The organism is Psychrobacter sp. 4Bb, assembly GCF_002836735.1.
Lineage (GTDB): Bacteria > Pseudomonadota > Gammaproteobacteria > Pseudomonadales > Moraxellaceae > Psychrobacter.
Map to the genome: position 1 here is coordinate 18,054 of NZ_PJAS01000076.1, position 12,288 is coordinate 30,341.

The 12,288-nt window shown below is 42.6% G+C and carries 9 protein-coding genes; 4 read left to right on the top strand and 5 right to left on the bottom strand.

All coding sequences use genetic code 11. The annotated features are described in order from the left end of the window. Nucleotides 1–405: 405 nt before the first annotated feature. From CXF60_RS13370 to dusA, 3 genes are all read left to right on the top strand, one after another. On the top strand, nt 406–2,049 hold the full coding sequence (locus CXF60_RS13370; protein WP_102092324.1) for a phospholipase D family protein: 1,644 nt from the start codon (nt 406–408) through the stop codon (nt 2,047–2,049). Nucleotides 2,050–2,271: 222 nt separating this feature from the next. Beyond that, on the top strand, nt 2,272–3,576 hold the full coding sequence (locus CXF60_RS13375) for an MFS transporter (protein WP_102092325.1): 1,305 nt from the start codon (nt 2,272–2,274) through the stop codon (nt 3,574–3,576). A 131-nt stretch (nt 3,577–3,707) separates the two neighbouring features. After that, nucleotides 3,708–4,691: a tRNA dihydrouridine(20/20a) synthase DusA gene (gene dusA, locus CXF60_RS13380; RefSeq protein ID WP_102092326.1), complete on the top strand. Its 984-nt coding sequence runs from the start codon at nt 3,708–3,710 to the stop codon at nt 4,689–4,691. 81 nt (nt 4,692–4,772) lie between these two features. Here dusA and CXF60_RS13385 read toward each other — a convergent pair whose 3' ends face one another. The 4 genes from CXF60_RS13385 to CXF60_RS13400 form a co-directional block, all read right to left on the bottom strand. Continuing rightward, nucleotides 4,773–5,561 (bottom strand): CPBP family intramembrane glutamic endopeptidase, encoded by a 789-nt coding sequence (locus CXF60_RS13385; RefSeq protein WP_228707146.1) that lies wholly within the window; start codon nt 5,559–5,561, stop codon nt 4,773–4,775. A 68-nt stretch (nt 5,562–5,629) separates the two neighbouring features. Beyond that, nucleotides 5,630–6,520 carry an alpha/beta fold hydrolase gene (locus tag CXF60_RS13390; RefSeq protein WP_102092327.1) on the bottom strand — a complete coding sequence of 297 codons (891 nt, stop codon included), beginning with the start codon at nt 6,518–6,520 and terminating at the stop codon, nt 5,630–5,632. A gap of 280 nt (nt 6,521–6,800) precedes the next feature. Further along, nucleotides 6,801–7,853 carry a signal peptide peptidase SppA gene (sppA, locus tag CXF60_RS13395; RefSeq protein WP_102092328.1) on the bottom strand — a complete coding sequence of 351 codons (1,053 nt, stop codon included), beginning with the start codon at nt 7,851–7,853 and terminating at the stop codon, nt 6,801–6,803. Between the two features lie 222 nt (nt 7,854–8,075). Further along, nucleotides 8,076–11,036: a ComEC/Rec2 family competence protein gene (locus tag CXF60_RS13400; RefSeq protein ID WP_228707147.1), complete on the bottom strand. Its 2,961-nt coding sequence runs from the start codon at nt 11,034–11,036 to the stop codon at nt 8,076–8,078. 245 nt (nt 11,037–11,281) lie between these two features. Here CXF60_RS13400 and CXF60_RS13405 point away from each other — a divergent pair, with 245 nt between their 5' ends. Beyond that, on the top strand, nt 11,282–11,857 hold the full coding sequence (locus tag CXF60_RS13405) for a DUF2062 domain-containing protein (RefSeq protein ID WP_228707148.1): 576 nt from the start codon (nt 11,282–11,284) through the stop codon (nt 11,855–11,857). A 62-nt stretch (nt 11,858–11,919) separates the two neighbouring features. Here CXF60_RS13405 and CXF60_RS13410 read toward each other — a convergent pair whose 3' ends face one another. Next, complete coding sequence (locus CXF60_RS13410) at nt 11,920–12,225, bottom strand: hypothetical protein (protein WP_057760791.1); 306 nt, start codon at nt 12,223–12,225, stop codon at nt 11,920–11,922. Nucleotides 12,226–12,288 lie beyond the last annotated feature (63 nt).

The following is a 12,288-nucleotide window of genomic DNA, read 5'->3' on the forward strand; positions in this document are numbered from 1 at the left end:
GGTTGATATAAAAGGACTGCTTATTTTTTTGATTATCGAGTGGATACACCAGTACCATCATAACATGCTGACTTATTTCAAACATCTGCTTTCAGATACCTCTCCATATTATTTGTGCCTACTGCAGACTCAAACGATTCAGGATAAGGAGTATCAGACAGGTTGAACTGCCTTAAAAACAGACCACATCCATCGTCAAACCTAACAAAAATAACGTATTTATAATAGGCAGATATGCTAACAGCTGCTAAGCTTAGCGACGATTTGAATTTTGGCGTTGGTGATATTTTTATAGACCGTCCAATCAATGCTATCATCCTTAAAAATAGATGAACAATTTCAGCAAATTACTTATCCATGCATTTTATTTATCAGTATATTTAGGCTCATCAAGGTAAATTCGTTATGTCGATGTTCAGTATAGAACCAAGCAGCTTATCGTTGAGTCTGACACTTGGGCTGACTTTAGGTCTGAGCGCTTGCCAGAGCCTACCCAAACAGCCACATCTACCTGAGAGCCAAGCGCTATCAGCGCGAGTCAATGCTTTATACCAACAAGAAGACAGCCCAAAGATTGAGCAAAATACAGCGACTACAACCAACAATACTGATCTAGTGGCCGCTGTTAGTGCGCAGAATGAAATTCATCCTGATTTGTCAGGCTATCATCCGATCGTCACTGGGGCAAATGCGTTTGCCGCCCGTAATATGTTAACAGGTATGGCCACGCGCAATATCGATGCGCAGTATTATATTTGGCATAATGATCAGGCTGGCCAACTGCTATTAAAAGACTTGTGGGAAGCGGCTGAGCGCGGTGTGATCGTGCGTTTGTTGTTGGATGATTTTAATAACAGTGCAAAGTTTGATCAGCACCTATTACGTTTTGCGAGCCACCCTAATATCGCGGTGCGTATCATCAACCCATTAATGCACCGTAAGTTTCCAACATTGAACTATGTGACTGGTTTGCCGCGTATCAATCGCCGCATGCACAATAAGAGCATGACCTTTGATAAGCAAATTACTATCATCGGCGGGCGTAATATCGGCAACGAATACCTTAGTAATGATCAAAGCAGCCAGTTTGCGGATTTGGATGTTTTACTGATTGGTAAAGTCGTCGCAGACATTGATAATAGCTTTGCCAGTTACTGGTCATCGCCGCTGTCGTTTGACATCGAAACTTTAGCCAAGTTCGACGATGACGTCACGCCTGATTTTTTGAAGGCATTAGACAAGCTGGGTATAGATGAGGAAAATAACGAAGGCAGTAGCTTGACGGTTTATAAAGCCGCCATCAAAGACTCGACGATAGACACTGATCTGATCAACAAACGCGTGCCGTTTCGTTGGACAGACATGCAGTTTTTGAGTGACGATGTTGGCAAGCTGTCCAAAAGCGTCTCATCTGAGACCAACTTAGTGCATCAACTGCGTAACTTGCTTGGTAGCCCAACTAAGAAATTGACGATTATTTCTTCTTATTTTGTACCGACCAAAGATGGGGTTGATACTTTGGTGAAGCTCGCCGAATCTGGCGTTGATATCAAAATATTAACCAACTCATTTGATGCAACCGACGTGACCGCTGTTCATTCTGGTTATAGTCAATGGCGCCCTAGCCTGCTGCGGTCAGGCGTCAAAATATATGAGCTTAAATCGACCGCTGCTGAAGAAAAACGTGACAATAAACTGTGGCGAGCACGTAGTCAATCTTCGACCAGCTTGCACGCAAAAACGTTTGCAGTAGATGATTATCAAGTCTTTATCGGTTCCTACAACGTTGACCCACGCTCTGCCAATATCAATACCGAAATGGGCGTGATTATTAATGATGATGAACTAGCAAGGCAGTTGCATGGTGCTTTGAGCGACGATCTATTAAATCAAGCGTATGAGGTCAAGCTGCTAGACAATGGTAGTCTAGAGTGGCACACGATGGAAGATGGCAAAAAAGTCGTCTACGAGTCAGAGCCACGGGTCGATATTGGTGATCATATTTGGCTTACTATCATGTCTTGGCTACCCATCGACTGGCTGCTGTAATATGTAAACTCTTTTCTAAATAGTCCTTAAAAGTACAGGATGTGCAGTCTCGCTTCTGTTAAAGGCCAGATCCTGTAATCAAAGTTCCTAGTACAACACACAAAATTACTGTTTCGGCGAATCATTGTTTATATACTTTGATTTGCCGGTTTTTATCATGGCCGATTATCTAAACGATGATCGTCTTAATGGCCACTTTACCCTGTGGATGCGTGATCTATTATGCCGACTCGTTCTCAATACGCCCTGATGTCTAAAAAAGACAAAAATACAGTCATATTCGTAAGCTTTATCAGCGCTGTAATCTTTTTTGATTTTTTGATTTACTTGTATATCTCAGATATTGTTTCGGCGGCGATTTTTCCTGCTAATGCTGACCCTAGAGTTGCTAAACTGCAAGGAATGGGGCTTTTTGTTATCGGTTATTTAGCACGTCCAATCGGAGGTGTTCTCATCGGTCGTTATGGTGATATAAAAGGTAGAAAGCCAGTTTTATTGCTAAGTATAATAGTTACCGCATGTAGTCTCCTAGCAATGGCATTTTTACCCACTTATGCACAATGGGGGGCTGCTGCGCCTGCCTTATTTATATTGTTAAGAATCATACAGGGTATGGCGTTTGGTCTTTATGTACCGCTATCTTGGGTATTTGTAGCAGAGCATGTGCCCAGACAATATCTGTCAGTTGCCTGTAGCTATGCGACTGCTAGCTTCTTTGTAGGTGTGCTGTTTTCAAATGCCTTTTTTATGTGGTTATCTAGCTTTATGACGACGACTGAGCTAACTGATTATGGTTGGCGTTTACCATTTTTAGTAGCGGCGGCTCTTAGTTTCTTACCACTCTTATTTTGGCGATTCATCGGAGAAACACCCTTTTTTCTGGCACTTACAAAATTAAATACCGGCAAAAACTCAGGCAAGCCGCTTACCATACTCTTTAAACACTGCAAACACTCTGTGTTTGTCGGCATGGTGCTGACGTTAGTGATTTCTAGCATTACCTCTGTGGTTGTTCTACTATTGCCAGACTTGATAGAGATAAACTTTACGTTAGACAGCGATTTGTTTGGATTCTCCCATAGCTTGGGCATCGTATTTATGATTTTTGGCTGTATATTCTATGGGATAATTTCTAATCATGAGAATTTTGGTAAGGTTCTAGTAATTGGTTCGATACTCCTCATTGCTCAAATACTAGCCTTCTTTTATCATCTACAAGCAGGTGGCGATTACATTTTAATTATGTACGCGCTTTTGGGATTCTGTGCTGGTATTGTCGGTATGGTTCCTGCTATCTTGGTGCAATTGTTTCCAACCAACGTGCGTCTCACAGGTATCTCTTTTTGTTATAATGTGACCTACGGTATCGTTGGTGTACTGATACCTTTTGGTCTTGGTTATGCCACAACTTTAGTAAGCTTTTCACCAGCACTATACATTGCCTTTATTGGCTTTATCGGTATTATCATGGGGCTGTATTTTTATAATTTGCCTGAATTTAAAAAAATTGACCATGTTATTTTATAAGTAATTGGTCAATCACTGTTTCGCATGACGCTTGAAGCTCTGGAAACTCTTGCAAATAAGGTGCAATGGTATGTCTCATCCATTGCACCTTATCCATTTATTTAAGACACAAATATTAAGGCTTGATGACCATGGTTGATATGACCAACAAACGCCTCTCAGTTGCGCCAATGATCGACTGGACTACGACAGATTATCGTTATTTTGCACGACTATTTAATCCACATACCTATCTATATACCGAAATGATCAGTACTGGCGCATTGATACATGGCAATCGAGCACGGCATTTGCGTTTTGATACGCTCGAGCACCCTCTTGTATTGCAACTCGGCGGTGCAGACATCGATGAGATGACGCAATGCGCAGAGTTTGCTCAGCAATATGGCTATGACGAGGTCAATATCAATGTTGGCTGCCCCTCAGATCGCGTACAGCACAATAAGATAGGTGCCTGTCTGATGGCAGAACCTCAGACCGTCGCTGATTTGGTCAAGAATATGCAAGCTGCAGTCGATATACCTGTGACGGTCAAACATCGTATTGGCATCGATGACTTTGATAGCTATGAGTTTATGGTGGACTTTGTGCAGACAGTGGCAGCGGCAGGTTGTACCCGCTTTATCGTACATGCACGTACGGCATGGTTGCAGGGGCTCAGCCCTAAGCAAAACCGCGAGATACCACCACTGCGTTACGATGATGTGTACCGTCTAAAGCAGGACTTTCCTGAGCTAGATATCGAAATCAATGGCGGCATCGATACAATTGAGGACATCCGAACGCACCTACAGCATATCGATGGCGTGATGATTGGTCGGGCGTTTTATCACAACCCGTATCTATTAGCAGAGGCCAATAGCTTATGGAATGAGGAAACTCCTGAGACAATACCTAAGCGCTCAGAGATTTTAGCGCAGCTTTATCCCTATCTCGAAGAACAACTCGCAAAAGGCGAAGCGTTGCCAACGATGACACGGCATTATTTAGGCCTCTTCCAAGGTCTAATGGGCGCGCGTAAATGGCGTCAAGCCTTGAGCGGCAAACCTCAGCTGACGATTGATGATATTAAGCGAGCTGCCGATGAAGTGCTACTATTAAATCCTGATGCATAGTCCTAACACGTAGCCAAATTTTGATATCTAACTGGCTCGATATAATTTATATAGTAGCAATCATTAAGGCTAGCATTTTATCTATGCGGCTTGCGCGATATACTGCCACATCGCTGCACCATTATTGACAATGTGTAGTACGATTGGCAGTAATAGCGAGCCCGACTTAATCCGTGCGTAGCAAAATATCAATGCCAATACTACGATAGTACTAATCTCATAGATACCATATTGCACATGAATCACAGCAAATATCAAACTTGTCACAATGCTGGCGACAATCGCCCCATGATTCGCTGAATAGGATGGTGCCGTGAACTGTTCTGCGATGGCTGACCACAATATACCGCGAAAGATAACTTCTTCATAAATTGGTGCGACGACCACCATGGCAAACACCAACAGCCAAACCGAAATGACAGACTGATAGAGTGCATCAACAAACACCAACGGCGTCATATCGAGTACATACGTCAGCGCCTGACTGGCAATCATAAATATCAGTAGCAACCCAAGCATGCCTATACCCACCGACAGTGAGAACGGCTTTAGCACTAGATATTGACGCAGACTGCCACCTTTTAAACGAATGATAAGTATGCTAATTGTCACTAGCAATACACAGCCGATGAGTATAGACAGGCTCACAACCGTTCCATCATTACTACCAAAATAGAATATCCGCCCTATCGATGTCTGTTCATCGGCAGGTAATACCAGTTTGCCAGCGACATAAACACCTACCAACTGACTGATAAAAAACGCAAGCACCATTCCTACTGTTAGCACGAATGTACCCACGCGCGAAAATAGCGGCAGAGACTTAGGTGAGACAGTCGTACTAGATGGCGCAGTTAGGTTTTTTGGCATAAAGGTATCACTTAAAAATACTCTGGCAGCTCATATCCATTACAAGCATGACTGATAATATGTTGCGTTTAGTTGGACAATTGCTGATTAATCAATCCTAACACTAGTTTTGAGACAGACTCTGGATGCTCAAGTGGGAACATATGTCCCCCTTCATGAGTCTCATAAGGAATGCCCAAGCGCGATTTTATCTGCTGCGGAAAACGACGTTTCAAAAAGATACTGTCTTGACCAATGATTAAAGTCACAGGCACTTTAGGGCCACGATTCGGTGCTAGCCAATACCAGGATGGATTGGTACGGAACACAGCGACTTCACTGGCCTTAGGGATAGCCAATGTCACTTTGCCATCCGCGCGCTCATGCAAGCCGTGATCGATATATCCTTGAAAGCTACGCTCATCAAAATTCTTAAAAAACCCTTTATGTCGCATTTTCTCATATGCTTCATCCCGGCTATCCCACACATCACGGCGATGTTTGGAAACGCCAGCTGGTGACAGTTTGTCCATCAGACGATTATTCATAAGCGGTAATCTGTCAGCGGTCTTTGCTAAATGCCACAACAAGCTGACTTTGCCATAAATCCAAGGCGGATCCATAAGTACTGCTTGTGCAAACAGTTCAGGCTGACGATACGTGGCCTGCAACGTACACATGGCCCCAAGCGAATGCCCTACTCCTACTACCTGTGCAACGCCATGCTTTTCGCAGGCACTGTTTACGCTATCAATGATTTGCTGCGTCAGACTGCGCCAATGATCGTCCACTGGATAATCAGGCGTATCACCCAACATCGCAATATACTCAACCGTAAAAAATTCTGATAAACCTTCAAAAAATGGCTCATATACCGCGCTTGGCATTCCATTAGCATGAGCAAAATGCAGCACAGGTTTATTGGTTATTTTAGAGACAGGCAGTTTAGCAAAGGACTGCAAATTTATTTCATCACTCATGACAGACTCTCGTGGGATCGTTTATGTTATATATTATTGTTAATGATTGAACCTTGTACCATTATTAAAACCAACAGCATCGAAACCAACCCCTTCAAAACCAACCATGTTTATATGGCAAGTTTGACGACTGTATTTGATGGTTATAGTTGTATAGCTAATTTAATCAGGCTATCACTCAGACCAAGGTTTTTATTTGGTATTACATATAATTAAGGCTGAGCACAATTATATGCTCAGCCTTAACAATCATACACATTATATCTAAAACATAAAACGCTTAACGCATCTGCCCAGTGTTGCTTTCTTGTGGCAATACGTCGAGACTAACGCTAGAGCCAATACCTGCACCTAACTTCACTGCAAAACGGTCCATAAACATTTGGAACGGATCAGTTGGGCTATAGCTAATGATAGTATCTAGATCTAGTTGCTTACTTAGACTTGTGATACTACCTGTTTTATCTGCTAAGCCTAGCTCAATAGACTGCTCACCTGTCCAGAATAACCCTGAGAACAGTTTGTTTTGCTCAGGATTTTTCAGACGGTCGCCGCGCCCTTCTTTGACAGCATTGATAAAATGCTTGTGCGTGTTTGCTAGTACTTTTTCAACATGATTTTCTTCATAGTCAGTCAACGGACGAGATAAGCTTAAGATATCTTTATACTCACCAGCCGTAATCGTACGATCTTCGACGCCAACTTTGTCCATTAAGCCTTTAACGTTGTAGCTTGGCATAATGACACCGATAGAGCCAACTAAACTTGACGGATTGACATAAATCTCATCTGCAGCAGACGCAATATAATAAGCACCTGAAGCACCGATATCACCAATCACCGCATAAAGCTTTTTGTCTGGGTACTCTTGGCGTAAGTCCATCATGGTCTGCCAAATCTCATCAGACTGTACCGGTGAACCGCCAGGTGAGTTAATGTCCAATGCTACTGCTTTTGAGTTGCTATTTGCAAAAGCGTCTCTCAATGCTTCATTGACATCATACGCATTAGCCACATCGTCATTACTGATGACGCCTTGCAGCTCAACCACTGCTAAATGTGGATCGCTAGTATCGACTGCGTCCATACCTGTTGGCGTACTGCTGCAACCACGACCAAGGGTCAAAAATATCAATAAGATATAACCAAAGGTCAGTAGTTTAAAAAAGATACTCCAGCGACGAGCGCGGCGCTGCTCAACCACACTCGCTAATAACGTGTTTTCCAGCACCTTCCATTCTTGTCCACTTGGCGGGCTTGGTTGCTGCAGTTGCGTTGGCTGATTTGCCGAGTTATCAGGACGTTTGTTAGGGTCTGGTGGCCAGTTGGGCATATAACTTCCTAAGTTAGAAACAATCTAAAACAATAAAGTGAGGTTGTCGAGAAATACAGCTAAAGCGATGGTGTATACCTGATACTGTCTCACCATATCCGTGACCTATGCTAATAGTCAGTGACCTGTATTAATAGGCTGCTAAGTATGGTGGTATTTCGATAATGGTTCAATAGTATAACTGTGAAATATCACTATATTGTAACGCTGATAATATCAGCCTTATTTTTGAGGGTTAGTAGTTTCGGCATTGGAAAAGCTATCAATGTTATTTAGCGATAATGCCGCGTCTAACGGTTTGTTATCATAGGTTATAACTTCATCAACTCTCTGACGACTTATGATATCGCCTGTAATCTGCGAGGCACTGTGACCAAGCCAACGTGTATTTTTGAATAGCATGTTCTCATTATTCGATTCAGCTGAACATAGTAATGACCACATTTGCCAAACGCGTTGATGAGTATCAGTATCTAGAATCAAACGCGACTGAGAAGACGCTGACTGTTTGCTAGTTAACTGATTGATGGTTATTTGCGCTTGAGGATTGTCAGGTGAATTGACAGGTAACGAATTAAGTGGGTCTGCCGCATTGTATCTTAGAACGAGTATAAGCAAATTAGTATCAAGAGCAATCGTACAGTCCCAAACGCTAGTATCACCTATCTTGGTCCAACCAGTGATGACCTGCACTGACAATTCATCGTTAGTCGACTGCCATATTTTTCCTTGCTCACAACGTTGAGCACTGATAGTGGGCGTATCTTCAGATTGCCTAACTGTTTTATAGGCTTGCTGAAATGCAGACCAACGATCAGAGCGCCCTGCTTGCCAATATTGGCTAATGGCTAAACGGTCATTTAATTGAGCAACAGTCATCGGTAGTAATTCAGAATTTTCGGTATTAGCAATACTCTTATTGTCAGGAATTAACGTATCAGTCAGGCCAATACTGCTTCTCTGTACGACAATACTCTCTAACTTATTGATAGATAAGCTGCCCAGTTGCTGCTCTAAATTTTCAGATAATTTGTCTGCTGTCAGACTGCTGGGCATCGTTCGTGTAGAAGCTGGTCTATGGTCAGCTAAGAACAACCAATTGGTATTGTCTTCATTGACAGTAGGATATTGTAGCAATGCTGCCGTTATATACGAATCACCCGTTGGCAAAATATATAGGGTCGGTACAGTTACCAGTGACTGCTGATTGGCATACACCGTCATCATCAGTAACGTTAATGGTGGCAACATCAACCAACGACTGAGTAAACCTCGTGGCAACAGCCAAGGCAATGCACTTAGCAAAGCCATCGATAGTATCGCGATATTAACTGGTGTATAGAGCCACGCATCCGATAGCGCTGGCAATGACGTCAGCCAACTCATCAAATCGTGTAGATGACCAACTATCGTACTAATAATTACCCAAAGAATATCAGCGATACTTGGCATTAAAAGGTAACACAACCCTGCTAATAGATTGAGCGGTACAATCACCCAACCAAATAGTCCAATAGCAAATAAATTAATAAAAAGCCCCCATAACGATGCCTTACCAAATAAAAGCAACGTCACGGGTAATAGAGTAAGAAACAGCCAAAACTGTAGTTTAAACACACGCTTGGCCATTTGCCAAACACGGTTAGATAGCGCGTTATTGATATGAGTACGCGGCTTATCATTGTATAAATTCGTTGTAGCAGTAGTTTGGTGCTCATACGACGTATCATCATACTTAAGTAATAACGCCACTGCGATAAAAGATAGCCAGTATCCCGCCTGCCATAATACGTAAGGGTCACGCCAAGCCATCAATATAGCCAATGCCAATAGCACGCGCATCGTACTGATAGGAAGCAATATCAATCTGACGAATCCAATCGCTAATAACATCCAAGCCGTACGAGCAGCAGGCACGTCAAAACCAGTAAATAGCGCATAAATAAAAGCGGCGCCAATCATTACCCACCAGCGCACTTGCCAACGCGGAATACGACGATAAATCGCTGAATAATTACGATCAAACAGCAGTACGGCTATGCCTGCCAATACAATAGCTAAAAACAGTACGTGCGTGCCTGAAATAGCGAGCAGATGTGAGATACCCGCCAGTTGATATAAATCTTTAGTATCACGATTAATCAAGCTACGATCACCCGTAAGCAGACTTAATGTCACGGCTTTTGCTTGTTGTTCTGCTGTCGTTTGTGCTGACCAGTCTTGATAAAAATGCTGTCGTAATCGCCAACGCCCTTGATCAATATGAGTACGAAAGCGCTGAAGATATGAATCAGAGTCTAGCGACTGCTTCGAATATTTTTCATTGCTGATTTCATTGCTAATTTCGCTACTATTTACCAATGTAGGGCTAACGGCCAAAATATTTGCAACGCCATCAATATGCCGACCTCGCAACCAGCGATAACTGTCAAAACCAGTAGGGTTATTGACTGCTTGTTCAGAAGTAGCCAACGGCGCCAGTGCTAGGCTCATGAATATCTCATCACCGGGTTGCAAATCGTTTAAGAATGCAAACTGGCTATCATTTACAGACTTTCTTGGATAGGCGTTAAGTAAGATTCGGTGTTCGCTGACTTCGATACTAACTTCATTGGGATTAACATCGTAATTTCTGCTTAGGCTATTTTTATTCGCATGTAAGTAGTCGGATGTTTTGGTTGCTAACTCTTGGGGCGTCAGCTCAGCGACCAATGGAGTGATGTTCGTTATCACTGCTACTTGGCGATACCCGCTGTCTGTAGTAGCATCATAAACACTGTCGCTCAACCCTTCGATACGCACGAGTGCTTGTACTCGTATCGGTGCAGTTATTTCAGTGGTTTCTGCTTGTTGATGAGTAACCAAAGCTTGCATTGCGCTGCCTATCACTAACGCAGTCGCTAGTAGAGCTAAGACTAAGTATCTAATAATTCGGAAAGGAAGTTTAATATGACGAGATGTGTTGTTAGAGGTATTGCTATCAGCGTTGTGGCTGTCTATCGAGGGTATGTTAAATTGAGCAGACGCCAACAGAATTGTGGGAAATATAGTCAGTGCCAACGACAGATTAGAGGTACCAACTGTCTCTAGCAAAGACAAATCAGTTGGCATTATCACATTATCTGCGACTGCCAATACGCCCATCATAACTATAATTATGAGGCTACCAATCAACCAGTACACCAGCACTCCTTGCTTGATGACTTAAATATTATTCGGCCAAATATGGTTACTTACTATAGCAAATGGTACGCGATGCAATAGCATTTATATTTATATTACCCTATACTGAGGCAACGTATTAGGTGGTAACTATCTGACACCACCATTCTGTGTGTTCTAACCTTTATCCTACTCACTATATATTACTTTATACCAGCTTCTCAATACTATTGAGTAGACTGTAGTTAATGATTAAAGGCGATCCTGTGCCCCAAAAACGTCTAAAAGACCTACTTCCTACACCAGAGAAAATCTTAGAAAGTCGCACTTTAAAGCTGTTTGCACCGCATTTGGCTGATCCAAGGTTATGGCATTTCAATCGACACAGCCTAAATAAGGCCGTCTATATCGGTGTATTAAGTGCATTTTTCCCGCTGCCAGGACAGATGTTACTGGCACTTATTGGCTCGCTTATTTTTCGTGCCAATGTTCCTATGGCGCTTGGTTTAACATGGATTACCAATCCAGTCACTAGCTTACCCATCTTTTATGCTGGATACTATATCGGTGCAAAGATCATTGATGCACCTGTGATTAGTTTGCGATTCATCGGTAGAATGATTGCTGATTTTAGCTTATGGGCATTATCAAACGGTGCCAATCCATTCATTACTTATCGCGGTACAGTATCGCTTGCTGCATTTTGCATCGGGCTAACAATTTTGGCGGTAGTGACTAGCATCGTTTGCGGATTAGCATTCAAGGCTATCTGGCGCTATAAAACCGTGGCTAGTTGGCAGAAACGTCAGCAAAAACCTTCTGACGAATCTGATAAGCGATAAGTAATCTAACTTTATTACACGGCTATAACGCTTACGCCCTAGCTAAACTAAGCTAGCAAAGCTTATTCTTCTTTACTGTTCTCTATAGCATTCAAAACTTTGTCAGTGAAATTGCTATCCATCGGTACGATCTCAATGACTTCATCATTTTTACATAGCGTATAACGCTTACCTGTCGCGCTGTCTTGAACTTTTAGGTCGTAATCAACCCCAGCCAAAGTGATGGCATCAAACACAGGTGTCAGTAGCTCGGTTTGCGCCTGTCTATCAAGCGTTTCAAACAAAGTTGGATCGATGTAAGGCTTTAACGGCTCATCACCCTCTTCCGCACTACCAAAAGCCGCAATTGGATTATCATCTTCACGCATTTTACGCATCCTTATAAAATAGATAAGGCGGCTGGCTCACAACCGCTTAATCGCTAGTTTCTA

Bases quoted from the DNA above. Each gene is read 5' to 3' on its own strand.
- CXF60_RS13390 (WP_102092327.1), bottom strand. From the start codon at position 6,520: ATGAGTGATGAAATAAATTTGCAGTCCTTTGCTAAACTGCCTGTCTCT.
- CXF60_RS13410 (WP_057760791.1), bottom strand. From the start codon at position 12,225: ATGCGTGAAGATGATAATCCAATTGCGGCTTTTGGTAGTGCGGAAGAG.
- sppA (WP_102092328.1), bottom strand. From the start codon at position 7,853: ATGCCCAACTGGCCACCAGACCCTAACAAACGTCCTGATAACTCGGCA.
- CXF60_RS13375 (WP_102092325.1), top strand. From the start codon at position 2,272: ATGCCGACTCGTTCTCAATACGCCCTGATGTCTAAAAAAGACAAAAAT.
- dusA (WP_102092326.1), top strand. From the start codon at position 3,708: ATGGTTGATATGACCAACAAACGCCTCTCAGTTGCGCCAATGATCGAC.
- CXF60_RS13385 (WP_228707146.1), bottom strand. From the start codon at position 5,561: ATGCCAAAAAACCTAACTGCGCCATCTAGTACGACTGTCTCACCTAAG.
- CXF60_RS13370 (WP_102092324.1), top strand. From the start codon at position 406: ATGTCGATGTTCAGTATAGAACCAAGCAGCTTATCGTTGAGTCTGACA.